This window comes from Rhodococcus sp. 24CO (assembly GCF_050586165.1).
Taxonomy (GTDB): domain Bacteria; phylum Actinomycetota; class Actinomycetes; order Mycobacteriales; family Mycobacteriaceae; genus Rhodococcus_F.
This window is the reverse complement of sequence record NZ_JAZFNF010000004.1, coordinates 437,196-454,406: the sequence shown is the minus strand read 5'-3', so window position 1 is coordinate 454,406 and position 17,211 is coordinate 437,196. Positions and strand designations below refer to the sequence as shown.

20 protein-coding genes are annotated in these 17,211 nt (G+C 61.9%); 7 read left to right on the top strand and 13 right to left on the bottom strand.

Annotated elements, in window-relative coordinates:
- Positions 1 to 3 precede the first annotated feature (3 nt).
- The 4 genes from V2B23_RS12310 to typA all read right to left on the bottom strand — a co-directional run bounded on the left by V2B23_RS12310 (position 4) and on the right by typA (position 5,153).
- Entirely contained in the window at positions 4 to 429 is a 426-nt protein-coding gene (locus V2B23_RS12310; RefSeq protein WP_430950585.1) for a hypothetical protein, read from the bottom strand.
- On the bottom strand, positions 426 to 1,307 hold the full coding sequence (gene mshB / locus V2B23_RS12305) for an N-acetyl-1-D-myo-inositol-2-amino-2-deoxy-alpha-D-glucopyranoside deacetylase (protein ID WP_430950584.1): 882 nt from the start codon (positions 1,305 to 1,307) through the stop codon (positions 426 to 428). Before mshB ends, V2B23_RS12310 begins: the two co-directional genes overlap by 4 nt.
- Positions 1,304 to 3,091 carry an ABC transporter family substrate-binding protein gene (locus V2B23_RS12300; protein WP_430950583.1) on the bottom strand — a complete coding sequence of 596 codons (1,788 nt, stop codon included), beginning with the start codon at positions 3,089 to 3,091 and terminating at the stop codon, positions 1,304 to 1,306. Before V2B23_RS12300 ends, mshB begins: the two co-directional genes overlap by 4 nt.
- Positions 3,092 to 3,245: 154 nt before the next feature.
- Complete coding sequence (gene typA, locus V2B23_RS12295; RefSeq protein WP_033234466.1) at positions 3,246 to 5,153, bottom strand: translational GTPase TypA; 1,908 nt, start codon at positions 5,151 to 5,153, stop codon at positions 3,246 to 3,248.
- A gap of 336 nt (positions 5,154 to 5,489) precedes the next feature.
- Between typA and V2B23_RS12290 the strand changes: the two genes are divergently transcribed.
- Positions 5,490 to 5,666, top strand: coding sequence for a hypothetical protein (locus tag V2B23_RS12290; RefSeq protein WP_430950582.1), 177 nt, complete (start codon positions 5,490 to 5,492; stop codon positions 5,664 to 5,666).
- On the opposite strand, the gene V2B23_RS12285 is transcribed toward V2B23_RS12290, so the two are convergent.
- On the bottom strand, positions 5,644 to 6,087 hold the full coding sequence (locus V2B23_RS12285) for a (deoxy)nucleoside triphosphate pyrophosphohydrolase (protein WP_430950581.1): 444 nt from the start codon (positions 6,085 to 6,087) through the stop codon (positions 5,644 to 5,646). The two genes, V2B23_RS12290 and V2B23_RS12285, sit on opposite strands and share 23 nt — an antisense overlap.
- Before the next feature lie 16 nt (positions 6,088 to 6,103).
- Here V2B23_RS12285 and V2B23_RS12280 point away from each other — a divergent pair, with 16 nt between their 5' ends.
- The 3 genes from V2B23_RS12280 to V2B23_RS12270 all read left to right on the top strand — a co-directional run bounded on the left by V2B23_RS12280 (position 6,104) and on the right by V2B23_RS12270 (position 7,807).
- Positions 6,104 to 6,403 (top strand): 4a-hydroxytetrahydrobiopterin dehydratase, encoded by a 300-nt coding sequence (locus tag V2B23_RS12280; RefSeq protein WP_430950580.1) that lies wholly within the window; start codon positions 6,104 to 6,106, stop codon positions 6,401 to 6,403.
- 262 nt (positions 6,404 to 6,665) lie between these two features.
- Entirely contained in the window at positions 6,666 to 7,427 is a 762-nt protein-coding gene (locus V2B23_RS12275) for an Rv1157c family protein (RefSeq protein WP_430950709.1), read from the top strand.
- 80 nt (positions 7,428 to 7,507) lie between these two features.
- Complete coding sequence (locus tag V2B23_RS12270) at positions 7,508 to 7,807, top strand: hypothetical protein (protein WP_138872529.1); 300 nt, start codon at positions 7,508 to 7,510, stop codon at positions 7,805 to 7,807.
- Here the strand turns inward: V2B23_RS12270 and V2B23_RS12265 are convergent.
- A complete protein-coding gene (locus tag V2B23_RS12265) occupies positions 7,798 to 8,283 on the bottom strand; it encodes a MarR family winged helix-turn-helix transcriptional regulator (RefSeq protein WP_430950579.1) in 486 nt (161 codons plus the stop codon). The two genes, V2B23_RS12270 and V2B23_RS12265, sit on opposite strands and share 10 nt — an antisense overlap.
- Before the next feature lie 75 nt (positions 8,284 to 8,358).
- On the opposite strand from V2B23_RS12265, the gene V2B23_RS12260 reads away from it, so the two are divergent.
- The gene (locus V2B23_RS12260) at positions 8,359 to 9,822 is read left to right on the top strand and encodes an MFS transporter (RefSeq protein ID WP_430950578.1); all 1,464 of its coding nucleotides are present in this window, start codon (positions 8,359 to 8,361) and stop codon (positions 9,820 to 9,822) included.
- Positions 9,823 to 9,848: 26 nt separating this feature from the next.
- Here V2B23_RS12260 and V2B23_RS12255 read toward each other — a convergent pair whose 3' ends face one another.
- Positions 9,849 to 10,019 carry a hypothetical protein gene (locus tag V2B23_RS12255; RefSeq protein ID WP_430950577.1) on the bottom strand — a complete coding sequence of 57 codons (171 nt, stop codon included), beginning with the start codon at positions 10,017 to 10,019 and terminating at the stop codon, positions 9,849 to 9,851.
- 47 nt (positions 10,020 to 10,066) lie between these two features.
- Between V2B23_RS12255 and V2B23_RS12250 the strand changes: the two genes are divergently transcribed.
- Positions 10,067 to 10,567 (top strand): nuclear transport factor 2 family protein, encoded by a 501-nt coding sequence (locus V2B23_RS12250; protein ID WP_430950576.1) that lies wholly within the window; start codon positions 10,067 to 10,069, stop codon positions 10,565 to 10,567.
- On the opposite strand, the gene V2B23_RS12245 is transcribed toward V2B23_RS12250, so the two are convergent.
- The gene (locus V2B23_RS12245) at positions 10,554 to 11,318 is read right to left on the bottom strand and encodes a DUF1906 domain-containing protein (protein WP_430950575.1); all 765 of its coding nucleotides are present in this window, start codon (positions 11,316 to 11,318) and stop codon (positions 10,554 to 10,556) included. The two genes, V2B23_RS12250 and V2B23_RS12245, sit on opposite strands and share 14 nt — an antisense overlap.
- Before the next feature lie 841 nt (positions 11,319 to 12,159).
- Between V2B23_RS12245 and V2B23_RS12240 the strand changes: the two genes are divergently transcribed.
- The gene (locus V2B23_RS12240) at positions 12,160 to 12,387 is read left to right on the top strand and encodes a PLDc N-terminal domain-containing protein (RefSeq protein ID WP_430950574.1); all 228 of its coding nucleotides are present in this window, start codon (positions 12,160 to 12,162) and stop codon (positions 12,385 to 12,387) included.
- On the opposite strand, the gene V2B23_RS12235 is transcribed toward V2B23_RS12240, so the two are convergent.
- From V2B23_RS12235 to V2B23_RS12215, 5 genes are all read right to left on the bottom strand, one after another.
- On the bottom strand, positions 12,375 to 13,334 hold the full coding sequence (locus tag V2B23_RS12235; protein WP_430950573.1) for an antibiotic biosynthesis monooxygenase: 960 nt from the start codon (positions 13,332 to 13,334) through the stop codon (positions 12,375 to 12,377). The two genes, V2B23_RS12240 and V2B23_RS12235, sit on opposite strands and share 13 nt — an antisense overlap.
- A 1-nt stretch (position 13,335) precedes the next feature.
- Positions 13,336 to 14,736: an amidohydrolase family protein gene (locus V2B23_RS12230; protein WP_430950572.1), complete on the bottom strand. Its 1,401-nt coding sequence runs from the start codon at positions 14,734 to 14,736 to the stop codon at positions 13,336 to 13,338.
- A 51-nt stretch (positions 14,737 to 14,787) separates the two neighbouring features.
- Positions 14,788 to 15,537, bottom strand: coding sequence for a CPBP family intramembrane glutamic endopeptidase (locus V2B23_RS12225; RefSeq protein WP_287159992.1), 750 nt, complete (start codon positions 15,535 to 15,537; stop codon positions 14,788 to 14,790).
- A gap of 121 nt (positions 15,538 to 15,658) precedes the next feature.
- Positions 15,659 to 16,132, bottom strand: a complete 474-nt coding sequence (locus V2B23_RS12220) for a VOC family protein (protein WP_033234476.1) — start codon at positions 16,130 to 16,132, stop codon at positions 15,659 to 15,661.
- A gap of 70 nt (positions 16,133 to 16,202) precedes the next feature.
- Complete coding sequence (locus V2B23_RS12215) at positions 16,203 to 17,210, bottom strand: alpha/beta hydrolase (RefSeq protein WP_430950571.1); 1,008 nt, start codon at positions 17,208 to 17,210, stop codon at positions 16,203 to 16,205.
- Between the last annotated feature and the right edge of the window lies 1 nt (position 17,211).

Sequence of the window (17,211 nt, the reverse complement as noted above, 5' to 3'; positions counted from 1 at the left end):
CCCTTATGAACGCTTCGAAGTATCGATAGACGCGAGAGCCTTGCTTGCCACTCGAAACAAAAAGACGATCGCCGGTGCCAGCGCGCCGACAAGCAGCAGGAACGTGAGCGGCGACGACAACACCAGAACGTCGCCGCCTGGCCCGCCGACCATGCAGATAAGGAATCCGGCGATCCAACCGGCCAGCGGAAGTGCCGCTTTACCGGTTGTTGTCACTGTCCGCGCGGCGATGACCAAACCGAGGTTGACCACCGCGGCCACCAGGATGCTGACCGGAAACGGTGTGGTGCCGAGATAGCTCGGGAGAAAAATCACCGACAGTACAGCGCACAAAAATCCGTCGAAGATCAAGACGCCGAGGATGACCGGATCGAGAAACGCGAACTTGCCGTTTTGTGGTACGACCGCATCCGGTGCGACACCGGTCACGAGATCCCACCGAAGAGGTCGGCCTCGCGGCCGTCTGCCTCCACCGGACCCAACTCGCCGCGAACAAGCACAAAATGCTCGACCGGCACGATGGGCTGCACGACGTTGTTGGACAACGCGAACTCGGTGCGGCTCGGCGCGACGGTCACCTGGGTGGCGTGGGCGGACAGCGCGGCGGCCTTGGACTCGACAACGCCGCTGACATCGATCGCCGTCGTGACATCCTCATCGGCCACACACGGAAGTTCCCGGGGCTCGGGTAGCCGCCAGTGCGCAGGCACCTGCTCGATCGACGCGATTGCCCGTTCCAGGGAACTTCGTTCGGTGACGGTCCAGTAGAACTTCTGTGGGCTCCACGGCTCGCCGGCTTCGGGATACACCGAAGTACCGGCCGCAGCAACGGCAGCGGTCGTGATGGCGTTGGCTTGAATGTGATCGGGATGGCCGTACCCGCCGTTGGTGTCGTACGTGATCACCACGTGCGGACGCAGTTCCCGGATCACCTCGACCACGGCGCGAACAGCAACCTCGAGATCGGCGTTGACGAATGCCCGCGGATTGGCAGCTGACGGCGTCCCGGCCATTCCGGAATCACGAAAGTGACCGGCTCCCAGCAGGAATCGGGGCTCGCTTACGCCGAGACAGGACAACGCCGTGGTCAGCTCCGCAATCCGGTAACCACCGAGTTGATCCGCGGCGTCGGCAACCAGTCCGGCCCACCGATCACCTATTACCTCCCCTTCCTCGCCCAACGTGCAGGTCAGGACGGTCACCTCGGCGCCTTCGTCGACGTACCGGGCGATGGTGCCGCCGGTGGTGATCGTTTCGTCGTCGGGATGCGCGTGAACCAGCAGAAGTCTCTTCTTTGCGACGGTCATTCCTTCACCCTCACCCAGTTGGTTGCGTCACCGAATATTCCGACCTGAACCGGACTGGTCAGCGTGACACCCTCGACGCCGGTTCCGAGTGCGGCCAATGTGCGGTCCTGCACGATGGGCAGAACCGCCGCGAGATCCCACAACTTGGGCTCGGCGTCGGCGATCAGCGCTCCGAAATCACCGATCCCGCTGAGCGCTTCGTCGATCCGCGGCTGCAACGACGGGTCGCACAGTCCTGAAATATTGCTCGGCGCTTCGGAATCGGACTCGCGAGCCGTAGTCGGAGTCGGCGCGGCCGAGGTCGACTCCGCGGTCTCCGTAGTGGTTACCGGCACGGTGGGAGTCAAGGGGCAACTGAACCGAGACGCCAACGATGTCGCGGGGTCGACGCCGGCGCGGATCCAACCGACCACCATGTCGACGCTCCCGGTTGTCAATTCCTGGCCGTACAGCTCTTCTGCCGGAAGAGATGTCACCGTTGCCACGATCCCTGCGTCCCGCAGTTCGTCGGCAGCGGTGTTGGCCACCGCGATCGCGATGTCGTCGTTCTCCGGCGCTCCCAGCGTCAGTTCGAGCGGCTTGCCGTCACGGACGACGCTTCCGTTTGTTCCGCCGACCACTACCGGTCCTGCCGGCGGCACGACGACGTAGCCGGACTCCACCAGTTGCTCCATCGAGCGCTCACGACTCTGCTTAGGCGGCGCCGTTGGTACATAGCCGGGATCGGACGGCGAGAGGATCTGCGCTTTTGCCGGAACCGCAGCAGATTCACTGCCCGCGGCGACTACTGCCAGCAGATCGGAATCCAGAAGTCCCAGAACAGCTTTGCGGACGCGGACATCGGCAAACGTGGCACTGCGTCCGTTGATCGTCATGTCGAGAGTGCGCGGCACAAAGGTAAATGCCGTGCTCACTCCCGGAACCGCCGACAGCTGAATATCGGTGGCGCTGCCCGCATGAATCTGCGCGATCTGCGAATCGTCGGTGCGCATCGCTTCGGCCAACTGCGCGGACGACCCTGCCCGACGCATCACGATCTGGTCGGGATCCGACGGCTCTCCCCAGAACCTGTCGTTGCGTTCGAGGATGATCTCGTCGCGGCCGCGGTCGACGGAGCGCACGTGAAAATGCGCCCCCGATACCGGAATTCCCTCACTCAACCCGGTACTGAAACCGCCGGGGGTGTCCTTGATCAGGTGCGACGGGAGAAGATCCGTGAAGAGTTCACGCCACGCCGGGTACGCCGCGCGCATCACGACGTTCACGGTTTTTCCGCCGCCGGACGAGGTGACGTCCGAAATCAACTGGTACCCGGCGGGGTTCACCACGCCGGGAACCGAAATCATCTGCTGCCACAGGTAACGGAAATCCTCGGCGGCGATCGGCGCACCGTCGGACCACTGCGCTTCGTTGCGGAGCTGATAGCGAATCGTGAACGGCGCCTCCGAGACTACTTCCGCGGAGAGGGCCAACGAGTCGTCGAGGACCCACTCGGCCTGGCCAGGCTGCACAGTCGAGCTGATCGGACGAAATACGCTGGGCAACACCAAATTACCGACGGCAGAGTTCACCGGGGACAAATCGGCGAGGAGGTGGGGATTGAATCCGTCACCCACCTGGTCGATAGCCACCGACACCACCCGCATTGCCGGTGTGACGGGCGTCGTGGTCGGCTTGACCGTCTCGGTGCTCTCGACAGGCGGCGGCGGATCAGCAGTGCACGCCGTCAGAGACAACGCTGTCACCGCCACGGCCAACGCCAGGTACCGACGTCCAGCAACCACAGAGATATTCCTTCCGTTTTCAGGCGCGTGCAGCCTGAGTCCACGGTTTCGCAGCCACACGATGCCTGGAAACCATGAAGGCGAATGTACCTTTTGCCGGAAGAACACCGAGCAAAAGGCACATTCGCCTTGTCATGTTTGTTACTGCGAAAGACTACAGAGAAGCCTTGTCGCGGGACTTGCTGCGTGAACGCTCACGAGCACGCTCGGTGGCATTGAGGTGCACCTTGCGGACGCGAACGTCCTCCGGGGTGACCTCGACGCACTCGTCGCCGGAGCAGAACTCCATGGCTGCTTCGAGTTCGAGCTTGATCGGCTTTGCGAGGGTCTCCATCACGTCTGCGGAAGACTGACGCATATTGGTCAGCTTCTTCTCGCGGGTGACGTTGATGTCGAGGTCTTCCTGACGCGGGTTGATGCCCACGACCATGCCCTCGTAGGTGTCTGCGCCCGGCTCGACGAAGAACGTTCCACGGTCAGCCAGCTGGATCATGGCGAACGGGGTGACGGAGCCGGAGCGGTCCGAGACGAGCGAACCGGTGTGGCGCGCACGGATCTCGCCGGCCCACGGGCCGTATCCGTCGAACACGGCGTTGGCGATACCGGTTCCGCGGGTATCCGTGAGGAACTCCGTACGGAAACCGATGAGTCCACGCGAAGGAACGATGAACTCCATGCGAACCCAGCCCTGGCCGTGGTTCGACATCTGGACCATCTTGCCCTTGCGGTTTGCGAGGAGCTGCGTGATGGCGCCGAGGTATTCCTCCGGGCTGTCGATGGTTAGCTCTTCGAACGGCTCGTGAACCTTGCCGTCGACGACCTGGGTGACAACCTGCGGCTTACCGACGGTGAGCTCGAAGCCCTCGCGACGCATCTGCTCGACGAGGATGGCGAGAGCGAGCTCTCCACGACCCTGAACCTCCCACGCATCGGGGCGACCGATGTCGAGGACCTTGAGCGAGACGTTACCGACGAGCTCCTGATCGAGGCGAGCCTTGACCATGCGCGAGGTCAGCTTGTGGCCCTTGACGCGACCGACGAGCGGCGACGTGTTGGTGCCGATCGTGACCGAGATGGCCGGCTGGTCGACGGTGATGCGGGGCAGCGGCACCGGGTTCTCGAGATCAGCGAGGGTGTCGCCGATCATGATGTCCGGGAAGCCTGCCACTGCGCAGATGTCGCCGGCGTAGGCAACCTCTGCCGGAACGCGCTCGACACCGATGGTGGTGAGCAGTTCGGTGATCTTGGTCTTGGTGATGACGGGCTCGCCGTCGACCTCGCGGCACCAGGACACGGTCTGGCCCTTGCGCAGCTCGCCGTTGTGGATGCGAACCAGCGCGAGGCGGCCGAGGAATGCGGACGCGTCGAGGTTGGTGACGTGAGCCTGCAGGGGGGCGTCGGACGTGCCCTTGGGGGCCGGGACGTACTCCATCAGAACCTGGAAAAGTGCGGTGAGGTCTTCGGCGTCGGGTGCCTGGCCGTTTTCGGGCTGCACGGTCGAGGCCTTGCCCTCACGGCCGGAGGCGTAGAGGACGGGGAGACCGAGCGCGAGCTCAGCGGCTTCGGCGGCTTCGTCGGACAGGTCCGATGCGAGGTCGAGGAGCAGGTCCTGTGCCTCGGAGACAACCTCTTCGATGCGGGCGTCAGGGCGGTCGGTCTTGTTGACGACCAGGATGACGGGCAGCGACGCAGCAAGCGCCTTGCGCAGCACGAAGCGGGTCTGGGGCAGCGGGCCCTCGGAAGCGTCGACGAGCAGAACGACACCGTCGACCATGGACAGGCCGCGCTCGACCTCTCCACCGAAGTCGGCGTGGCCGGGGGTGTCGATGACGTTGATGACGGTGATCGAGCCGTCGTCGTTGCGCTTGTGTACGGAGGTGTTCTTCGCGAGAATCGTGATTCCCTTCTCGCGCTCGAGGTCTCCTGAGTCCATGACGCGATCGACCAGCTCGGCGCGCTCCTCGAAGGCGCCGGACTGACGAAGCATGGCGTCAACGAGGGTGGTCTTGCCGTGGTCGACGTGTGCGACGATGGCAACGTTACGGAAGCTGGTGGTGGTCACGCGATGGCTCTCCTGGCTGAGTAATTCGGCTAAGTAATCGGCCACGCGAAACTCGCATCGCACGGCTCTTCTGGTGGCCGCTGCACGAATGTGTGATCCGAGTACGTGCACGAATCGCCTCGAGAAGGCACCGCGGCCTAGTAAATACTACTCGCTCCGAAGAGGTACTCGCGCAAAGTGCGTCCTCTATCACGGCCACGACCTGCAGATAGTGATTTTCGCCACTACTCGTGGGGTCAAATTTTTTGCTGGCAATTCAGCGCTTTTAAGGTTACGCTAACCTTGTCTGCAGTGCGGTTCTCCGCCATCGCCGTTAAAGGAAAGACGCAGTGCCACATGGGAAAAGTTAAGCCAAGCAAAGTCTCGCAGCTCAAGCCGAAGAAGAAGTGCTGCCGCAAGAAGACTCGCTGTGTGAAGTGCCCGGTCGTGATCATGCGGATGCGGAAACTCGAGAACGGCGGCGCCTCCAAAAAGGAACTGAAGGTCGGCCTCAAGATGGCTCGGGCAGCCTGAGCCTGCGCAATTCGGTGAGCAAATCCGGTATCCACGCCTGGTCGTTCACCACCATGTCGAACTTTTCCAGATCGTCTGCGTCCACCCAAGCAAGCTGCGCATGATCCAGCGCCGCAGGCTCCCCGGCCAGGATTTCCACTCGATACGCTCGCAGAACTCGTCTGCTCCCCAATGCAACGTCGACGCCGATTCGGCGCCCGCAGCGGACAACAACACCTAATTCTTCTGCCAGTTCCCTCTCGAGTGCTTGTTGCGGCGTCTCGAACGCCTCGACTTTGCCACCCGGAAGCTCCCACATCCCCGCCAACTCTGGCGGGCGGATGCGCTGCGCCAGCAACAACCTGTCATCGCGGAAGATTGCGCCGGCCACTATCTCGTACTCGTCGCCGGCCCCGCCACCCCTTGCAGCCTCGTCGCTCATGACACCATGATGGAGTATGGCTTCCGTGATGTCTGATTCCGCGATCGACGCCGCACTCGTGGAACTGCCCGACTGGCACCGATCCGACAACGCAATTACGCGGGTGGTCGAATCCGCGACATTTCCCGAAGCCGTCGCACTGCTTCAGGACGTCGCCGCAGCTGCCGAAGCCGCCGATCATCATCCCGACATGGACGTCCGGTGGCGGAAAGTCACCTACACACTGTCGACACATTCGGCGGGCGGCATTACCGAACTCGACGTGAAGTTTGCTCGGAGGATCGATGCGCTCGTCGCAGACTCGGCAAAAAACTGACGCCTGAAACCACCTAAACCGACATAACAGTTGCATCAATATTCACATTGATCACTTCTGTCACAGGGTATGGTCTGCAAGCAATCATTTCGAGGCCAGTCATGTAATAGACTCCACCGGGATCCGTAGCTGCTCAGAAACTGAACGGCTGTACAACCCGGGGCTCTCTTACATAGAGTGACCCCTCGAGCCGTCAACGCGGGCGCTACGGCGCCTGCGCGGTCTGACTAAGGATGGGGAAACAGTGCTTCGAACCCGAGGTATGCGTAGGGCGTTCACCGCCGTCGCAATTGCCGCAGCAGCAGGACTTGCCTTGCCGGCACAGGCAATGGCCGATCCGGCTCCCGCCCCCACACCGGATAGTGTGCCGATCGAGTTCCTGGCATCGTTTGCTCCCGCCATCATCGGAGCAGCGGCCGGCCCAGTCGACGCCCAAGGCGTCACCCAGGTCGCAGGCAATCCGCAGGCCGATCTCCTCGCTCAGGCTCGCGCGATTCTCAATTCCGCCGGCCTCCCGCCTGAGATCAAGGCAACGCTCGAAAAGGTCATCACCTTCCTCGACGGCAGCGGCGGCGGCGGACCGGCGATTCCGGATGAGAACGCACCCGTCATCGCACAGTTCCTGTACCCCACGCTGGGTAAGGGCTGCATCTCCGCAACGGCTGATTCCGTCGGTACCGCCCTTGCCGTTCCCGGCCCGGCGCACTTGCCGCCTCCGGGACCTGCCGCAGGTCAGGCCGGATTTGTGTTCACCGCACTCGGTACCGCTCCGGCCACCGATGACCAGCCCGTCCCTCTGACGGTCACCTGGATCAACATCGACAACGGTCGCAGCGCTACGCAGAACCTCACCACCGCCGCTCGCATCAACCCGGACGGCCCCGCCACCCTGTCGGCCATCGCCGACACCGGCCCGGGACGCGTTCTTTCCGTGATCAGCGGTTCGCTGACCACCCAGCCCGAAGGCGCAGATCGCATCACCTGCAGCTTCCTGCCGACCGTGGGTATGTTCGCAGTGGCTTGATCCACAATCACTCAAAAAGAGGCTCGCTGAATTTTCGGCGGGCCTCTTTTGTGTGTGCAGCGCTCGTGATAGACCAAGGAATGGGACATTCCAGATCAATTCTGTCGATCCGCTCCGAAGGGTCGATTCTCTCGATCGGTAGCACTCACTCGATATTGTCGATCGGCAGCGCATTCTCGATACTGTCGATCGGCAGCATCGGTTCGGCCGGCTCGATCCTGAGCTCCGGGTCCTTTGCCAGTCTCGGATCGGCATTTTCCGCGCTGTCCCGGTGGTCACTGATGTCGTGGCGCGGAAATCACTCGTCGCCGGAAGATCGACCGAAGCTGGTTGTGATTGCGCCCGAACCGGATTCGACCCTGGCTCACACTCAGACGTGATCACCGGGTGTCGGCCGCGGCCAGGTCCGCCCTTCGATCTCTTCCACCGATTGATTGAAATGCCGCAGTAGCTCACCCAATGCCCGACGCGACTCCGGTGTCCAGTCCCGCAATACCTTTCCCACTCCCGCAGTCGAATGCTCACGGTCTGCCCGCAGTTGTGCCAGACCGGACGCGGTGGGACGGACCTTTCTCGCCAATCCACCGTCCGGATCTTCGACGCGTTCGACCAAACCTTGGCGCCGGAGCGCACCGATCTGTCGATTGATGGTCGAGATGTCCAACCCGAAGGCGCAGGACAGTTCTTTCAGACTCATCGGCTGTTCCAGCTCGAGGCGCCCGAGCAGCAGGTACGCCGAGCGGTCCAGGTGGAGGTCCGCGCGCTGCGCCAGTGCGTGATACCGCGACAACAGCGTCAGTTCGTATTCGACGTCGACAAGGTTGGGGTCCGGCTTTTGTCCGTGCGCATTCGTCACGTTGTGCAGGATACACAGAATGTGTAGCGTGCACAGAATAGGTGGCGAGCGCTACCCACATACTCCGGGAGCCGAATGTCCGTTCACGCCCATCCGTCGAACGCGGATACAGCCGTCGACGCGACAGTGTCCCCTCGTCCACGATTGATCCTCACCGTCCTCGGCCTGTGTGGGATCGTCGTCGCCCTGATGCAGACGCTGGTCGTCCCGATCATCCCGCAGCTACCGAGCCTGCTGAACGCGTCGCCGGCCGACACGTCGTGGGCCATCACCGCGACACTTCTCGCCGCTGCGGTCATCACCCCGATCAGTGGCCGCCTCGGCGACATGTTCGGCAAGAAACGCATGATCCTCGTCAGTCTCGGTCTGGTGGTTCTCGGTTCTGTCATCTGCGCGCTCTCGTCGTCGCTCATCGTGCTGGTGATCGGACGCGCACTTCAAGGCGCCTCCGTTGGTGCCATCCCGTTGGGCATTGCCATCCTGCGTGACGTTCTGCCACCGAAGAAGGTGGGCGGCGCTATGGCCGTCATGAGCGCCACCCTGGGCGTCGGCGGCGCCGTCGGCCTGCCCATCGCAGCGCTTATCGCTCAGAGCGCCGATTGGCACTACCTGTTTGTAGTGTCCGCGGCTCTGGGTTGCCTCTGTATGTTGTTGGTGTTCTTCGTCATTCCCGAGTCGTCCGTCCGCAAGCCTGGACGTTTCGACTTCGTCGGCGCCCTCGGCCTGGCCGCTGCCTTGATCGCCCTTCTCCTGCCGATCACCAAGGGCGGCACGTGGGGATGGTCCGATCCCAAGACCCTCGGGCTACTGGCGTCCTCCGTCGTCATCTTCGCGGCGTGGGGCTTCTGGGAACTCAGACGCAGTGCGCCGCTGGTGAATCTGCGAATCGCGGCACGCAAACAAGTGCTGTTCACCAACCTCGCATCCATTGCGGTCGGCTTTTCGATGTACGGAAATTCACTGTCCCTACCGCAACTTCTCATGGCCCCGAAGGACACCGGCTACGGATTCGGATTGTCGATGGTGACCACCGGCCTGGTACTCGCACCCGCCGGACTGGTGATGATGGCACTCTCCCCCGTCTCCGCCCGCATCTCGGACTGGAAAGGTCCACGGGTCACCTTGCTGACCGGAGCGCTGGTCATCGGGCTCGGTTACGTCGCCGCCTTGTTCGCGACGTCCGCGGTGTGGCAAGTCGCGCTGGCCGGAATGGTGATCGGAGCTGGTGTGGGACTGACATTCTCGTCGATGCCGGCACTCATCATGAGCTCGGTTCCGATCACGGAATCGGCCGCCGCCAACGGTTTGAACTCACTGATGCGATCGATCGGAACCTCGAGTTCCGCCGCCGTGGTGAGCGTCGTGCTTGCCGGTGCCACCATCGTGGTCCACGACCGCGTCTATCCCACGCTCGACATGTTCAAAGCCACGTTCGTGATCTCGATAGTCGCCGCGGCCGTAGCGATGATCTTCGCGTGGTTGATTCCCAAACGGATAGCGCCGCACAGGGAATCAACCACGTCACGGCCGCAAGAATGACACGGCCGTAAGAACTGCGGGAGGTGTTACTTCTCCGAAGCGCCTTCGATGCTGCCGGCAACCTGCAGCTTCGAGAGCAGGGTGTAGATGAAGTCGATGAGAAACTCCATGAAATACTTCCTCTCGCAATACGGGTCCCGACCCGGCAACGACGGTACCGCAACACACGATCGGCCGAATCCCCACCTCCCGGCCACGAGAACATGTTCTAATTTGACTCGGTCGTCTACCCGAGGAGTCACACATGGCATGGACACGCGCTGAACTCGATCAGGCCTTTGCCGTTTTCCAGAACACCGTCGTCGAATGCACCCGCAGCGGCGATTGGAATGCGTTTGCCGACGTGTTCACCGAAGACGTCGTGTACGTGGAACATGCCTTCGGAACCCTCAACGGCCGTGAGGCCGTGCGTAAGTGGGTCACCCGCACGATGACCGAGTTCCCCGGAAACCGCATGACCGAGTTCCCCGCGAACTGGTACGTGATCGACGAGGAACGCGGGTGGATCATCTGCGAAATCGACAATCCCATGGAAGACCCGGGCGACGGATCGGCTCACGGTGCCGCGAACATCACGATCCTGCACTACGCGGGAGACGGATTGTTCTCCCGCGAGGAAGACGCATACAACCCGATGAATTTCCTGGCGATGACCAAAGCCTGGTGCTTGGCCGCCGAAGCCGCGGACAACCTCCCCGAGGATGCCCGCGCCTGGTTGGCAAAATTCGGCGCTATGGTGCGATAGAGCCGATCGGAATGTTGGGCACGACCGATCCGGCCAGTGACCACTGCCCGTAGTCCAGGGCCAGGATCGAATTCAGGTCGACGCCGATACCGTCGACCGTGCGCTTGTCGATCTCGAACTGATGCAGGTGCGCCCGAGGATGGACGTATCCCTTCGGCGAACCCCAATTATGTTGCCAGTACCAGGTTCCGACGCCCGCACCGATCATCGCGTCGAGCACGCCGGTGTTTCCGTAGATACCAAGATTCTGATTGCCGACCACCGACGCCCAGCCCTCGAGATAGGGCCTGATCAGATTGTTGATCTCGGCTGGTGACGGGTTGTCGTCGATGGACGCGTAGATCGGACGCCCCTGCGGTCCACCCGCTTGACGATGCAATTCGAGACCCCGTGTTGCATGCCTCTTGCCACCCTCGCGACCTTCACGCCAATCGGCCGTCGCACCTTTTCCGAACTGATAGCAGGACACGACCTGCAGTCCCGCTGCGGTCAGCGCGTTCACTTCGCCCGCCTTGACTGGCTTCCCCACCATCCAATTCGCATCGGGGCGCCGGTCGGATACGTAGCGGATTGCGCCCGCGTAACCGCCCGCACGAATCGACTGCGCCGACGGAACCCCGGCTGAGTAGTCGAGCAGAGTTCCGAGCGAGCCGGCATTCGCTACCGTCGCCGTGCCACCGAGCGCGGCCAGTCCTGCGGCGGCAGAACCTGCGGCCGCGTACTTGAACAAACTTCTTCGTGAGACGTGCACACTGCTCCGATCATCGGCGTATCCCGCCCGATCTAGGCGGAAAGTCGAGTTTCTTCCTTCACTCGATTGCACCACAGTCACAAGGCCACCGCCTTGCACTTGACCAACACCAGCCACACCATCGCCGTGACCAGCGACAACAAAAACGATGGCCCCCGAAACTTTCGTTTCGGGGGCCATCGTCATCGGCCGTAGCGGCCGGAAGTTATCAGCTGAGCGACGTGAAGAACGTCAGAGCACTGAACAGGTCAGATGCGTTGCTGAGGAAGTCGGTGATGAAAGAGAACTGGCCCGAGAGTTCAGCGCTGGTCATGTGTTAACTCCTGTCGAAGATGAAACATCAGTGGTCTAACAGGCCCTCTTGCTGACCTGCTGGACTCAGAGTAGAGGTCTTCCGTTACTTCCGCGACACCAAATGTGTCCGGGACGTTACATCTTCAGGCCTAGGCGGCAAACGCATATTCACAGGTAACGCCCAGGCGGCGTGATCCGATCGAGATTATTCGCCCTTTTCTTAACGATATCCGAACACGGTTTCCATTAGTGGTTATTACTTCGCAATCTCTCGATTCGGCCAAATGTTATTGGTAAGCCTTACTTAATTGTGCCTGTTTCAGCACTAGCACCGCCCTGACCAGGAATGAGGCGATTCCCCACGAGGCTGATCGGTGCACGGACGCCATGCCGCGCAACTCTTCAGCCACGGCGTCGATTAACAGAACATTGATACCTATCGAGTCCAATCGAAACGAAGCCCGAAACAATCCCGACCTCCTGGAACGTGATGCTATTCACACGAAATGTCCGGGCCGTTGCAGGCTCATCGGGCACAGTTGATGTCATGAGCCGCAACAAGAAGTCATGGAGTGAACTCTCACCGCGCCAACGACGCGTCGTACTCGTGATGGGGACGATCCAATCCGTCCTGGCGATCGCCGCTTGGGCCGACCTCGCGAAGCGCGATCGTGCGGCGGTCAACGGTAGTAAAGCAAAATGGGCAGCGATCATCGCGATCAACTTTTTCGGACCGATCACGTACTTCCGGCGCGGCAGGATTCAGTCGAAGTAGTCCCAGAACTGCAACCACTTCACTGAAGCGAACAGCGCGAGCGTCCCGACGTATATCGCCAGGACAGCAGCGGTACCCAGGACGTTCGTGCGCAGTTTCGCTCCGTCGAACGGGTCGAGCCATCGACCGAACCGACGCGTCGCCGCCGGCATCAGGAACCACGTCATCGCCCCCACGCTGACGATCTGGCTCAGCCACATCGAGAGCCAGGGCGGTGCGCCGATCCCGTCGAGAACCGGACCGAGAAATCGCGACAACGTCATCACTGTCGGGTAGAGGACCAGAAGAATGATCATCGCGGTCTTCCAGTTCGGCGTCACCCGCGTCTGCCCGTTTTCGGTGCGCAAGATCGTGCCGAAAGGTGTGGAGCGCACGGATTCGGTGAAGTCTTCCGCCAACTCCTCGCGTAGCGCAGGCAACACCGCCGCCCGCTGCTCCGATCGCATCCACGCGGACAGTTGCGGTTCCGTCCTAAAGCGCAGAACCGATTGCCACCGCGTTGCATCCGCAGTCGAGCACAATAGCAATGCACTCTCGTACCCCGAGAAACGCGAACTTTCCGCGATCAGGCGATGCTGGGTCCGCAGAAATTCGTCTTGCCGTCCGGCGACAACCGTGTGGTCGTACACGCCGATGCCTGGCGGTGGCACGGCATCGTCCACCAGGACAAGGTCCGAACTCTTGGCGCGGATCCCCCGCGCCACACCGTCGTCGACAAGACGTGCATGCTCTGGCGAGTCGAGCCAGCCATGTAACTCTTCGACGCTGGAAAAGGTATGGGACACACCGTAATCGGAAAGCTCTGAACCGTCACTGACTGCGCTGCCGAGATAGCCCTGAGCCGATCTCGCTGTTCTGACAGCCTGAGCGGTCCACTCGGCGAAGCGCTCATCACCACCGATTTCGGGGCGGTGATAGGCCGTGACAACCGTCGCCGAACCGGACACGTCAGGTCGAAACCCTGCGACCCTGGACGTAAACGTGCGAGATCGCCGGCTCACGCATCGCCATCAACAATCCGAACAGAGTTTGATCACGCGCCAGAATCGGATCGGGCGAACGCGTGCCGAAGTCGATCAGATTGCCCAGCGCCGGCCACCCGGCAGGATCGACGACGAGAAAATCTGCCTCTTTACCGGCGTCGAGGTTTCCGATGCGGTTCTCCATGTCCAGCGCACGCGCTCCGGCCAGTGTCCCCGTGAACAGCAATTCGGCCGGGTGCAGCGAAAGCGCGCCGTCGCCCTCCTCCGAGATATGCACTTTGAAAGCGTCGCCCAGAACCCGCGAAAGGAGGAATTCGTCGCCGCCGCCGAAGTCCGAACCGATCGCGATGTTGACTCCCGCCGCCACCGTTCGCTTCCACGGCATCGTGCCGGAACCGAGGAACTGCTGCGACGTCGGGCAATGAGCAATCGACGTTCCGGTCTCCGCCATCCGAGCCAATTCGGAATCCTGGCAGTGGACGGAGTGCGCAAGAATTGCGCGGGGTCCGAGGAACGACTTGCCACCGACTTCGGAGCCTGGCAGAAATTTGCCGTCGTACGTGTCGAGATACGACTGAACCTGGTAACGCTCGAGCGTGGTCGCCACCTCGCCGGTGCCCGGCCTGTTGTTCTCGTTGAGGTGACTGTGGAAGTACACGCCACGGTCTCGAACCGAGTCGTACAACTCCCCCAGATTTTTCAGGGTCTCCGTCGTCACTGCCAGGGAAAACCGCGGTACGACGGCAACGTGCAGGAGCGCAGTGCCGACATCACCGGTGTCCGCACCGTGCCAACGATCGATCTCTTCGCGGGTCAGCGTGATCGCGTCGTCCTCGGACGTGATGAGCGCGGCAGCAGATTCGGGACCCGTGGTTTGGATGCCACGGCCGCTGACGATGCGAAGTCCGGTTCGCTGAGTTTCGGCAAACAGCGCGTCCTGCGCGTGCGGAAAAGCGGAACCGAAGACCATTGCCGCGGTAGTTCCGGTGGCTATCCGGCGAGCGCAGAACGCAGCAGCGGCGTGGGCGGCAAATTCCGGATCGGCCAGTCGCGATTCCGACGGGAACACACAGAGATCGAGCCACTCGAGTAGCTGTCCACCGCCGTAGGCATCGCCGGCGTAGATCTGCGGAAAGTGAACGTGAGTGTCGATGAATCCGGGGAGCAGAAACCCTGGGCGATGATCGTGGACGTCGCCGCCGTGCAGATGCTGCGGCAACGCGTCGAATTCACCACAGAAAGCCACAACACCGGCGTCGTCGATCGCGAGCACACCGTCGGGGAGGGAGACGAGCGCGTCGGCCGCGCCCTCGACCGTCGGGCTACCGGAAATGTGGAAGATATGGCCCCGATGCAGCTGTATCACTCATTGAGCAAATCACAGTCGCGGCGATACCGCGCGTTCGAATTGTCCGGGTCAGTTCATGGTCGCGTGCCACACGAATGCCGCAGCCAAAGCGCCGGCGCCGTTCAGGGACCAGTGCAACGCGATGGGCGCAAGAAGACTGCCACTTCGATGGCGAAGCCACGTGAAGACGAGACCGGCCGCCGCAGTGGCCAGAACCGCGCCGAGAATACCGGCGATCTGGCCGACCACGCCGTTACCGAGGAAGCCGGACAGCCCCGCGTTTCCACTGGTCAGACCCATCGACGACGCGATGTGCCACAGCCCGAACGTCAACGAACCCGCTGCGGCGACGCCCCGGAATCCACTGACCCGGTTGAGTGTCCCGTGCAGGACACCGCGGAATGCCAACTCCTCGGGAATGACGGTTTGCAGGGGAATGATGATCATCGACGCGATGATGGCGCCCGAGATGGTTGCGTAACGATCAGCCATGAAGAACGGCCTGGTCAGCGGCAGCAACGCGCCGACTGCCACAACGGTCAGAACCAGTCCGACCGCGATGAGTGCGTACTTCGAACCGCTTTTGAGATGCTTCGGGGACAGGCCCAACTCCGCCCAGCCCAGCCCTCTGCGCTTGCTCATCGCGAGGAGCACAAGCGCCGAGATCGGAACCGTCGCGATGCTCGCCCACACCGTGGTGAAGTGCGCAATCAGATTGGTTCCCACCAGGACCGCGATGACCACTGCGATGTCGATGTACGCGTGGACGCGAGGACGCGAGGTAGACGGGGCCGTGTTCAGAACAGCAGCATCAGACACGGTTGAAAAACTCATATAAGGCCGTCACCCATCGCCGCAGTTAGCTGAAAATTCACTCATTCAAGTGTACCGACGCTGCTGACGTGCCCGCCAGGTTTGCGTCGACACTCACAGTCGACTCTCAGAGTGCGGCACGTTCGAGTTCTGCCACGTCGATCTTCTTCATCTGCATCATCGCGTCCATCACACGCTGGGCTTTTGCGCGATCAGGATCCTGCATCAATTCGATCAATCGGTTCGGCACCACCTGCCACGACAGACCGAACTTGTCCTTGAGCCAACCGCACTGGCTTTCCTCACCGCCCTCGGTCAGAGCCGACCAGTAGTGGTCGACTTCAGCCTGGTCGGCGCACGGAATCTCGAACGACACCGCCTCCGAGAACGTGAACATCGGTCCGCCGTTCAACCCGGTGAACCGCTGTCCGTCGAGTTCGAACACCACCGTCATGACCGACCCTGCCGGTTGACCGGACGGCGATCCCTCGCCGTATCGCTCGATTCCGATGATTTTCCCTTTGCCGAAAACCGAGATGTAGAACTGTGCTGCTTCCTCCGCTTGCGTGTCGAACCACAGGCACGGGGTGATCGAGGGCATGACTACTCCTTAGGTCGGGACGGTCTTCATAGGGATAGACCGTCGCGGCCGCCGGAAATCATCGGGTAGTTCAGTCGAACAGAGCCGACTCGATCACCGGCCAGGAACGCGCCAGTTCGTCGGACCAATACGGCCAACCGTGTGTGCCTACCGGTTGCGCGCTGCGCGTGACATCGACGCCGTGACTGCGGAGAACACCGGAAATCTGATCGGTACACAGATTGGCGCCGAGTTCCATGACACCACCGACGACAACGACCCGAGCAAGGTCCGGGGTCTCGAGTGTTTCGTGGGGACCAGGTAGTCCCGTGCCCGATGACAGGTACACCTTTGTGCCGCGCAGCTTGTCCGCGTTGGCAAAGATGTCGTGCTCGCGCCATGCCGGACTACCCACCGGCCCCCACATCTGCTCCGATGTTGCCATTCCGTTGATGACAACAAGGTCGGTCAGAGCCTTACCGAACCCGCCCTCTGTCGTGTAGCACCCGCTGTATGCCGCTACGCCGTCGTACAGATCAGGTGCCCGCTGAGCAAGCATGAGCGCGGCCTCGGCCCCCATCGAAATGCCACCGATCGCGTTGCGCCCGCTGGTGTCGAACTCCCCGTCGATCAGCGGCGGCAATTCCTTGGTCAGGAATGTCTCCCACTTGAGCTTGCCGAATTTCGGGTGGTCTTCCTGCCAATCGGTGTACATGGTTCCGGTTCCGCCGATCGGTGCAACCACAAAAACGTTCTTGTCCGCGAAGAACTCCCGAGCGTTGCCCTTCGTCGGTTCGAACCAGTTGTTGTCCTCGATCTGGCCCGAGTTTCCGTCGAGCAGATACAGAGCGGGGCGAGGCTCCGAACTATCGGCCGGGAGGAACACCCGCACGGCCATCGTGCGCCCCATCGCCGGACTGTCGACGTCGAGCAGCACTTCCCGATCCGACACCGCAGTGGTCGCGGCAATTCGAGGCGACGCATCGGCGGACACGGTTTGCGCCGGCGGCACTACTTCGTCCGCGCTCGCAACTATCGGGAGAGCGACTACCGACGCCAGCGACACGGCGCACGCCAGTGCGATCTGAGACAAACGCATG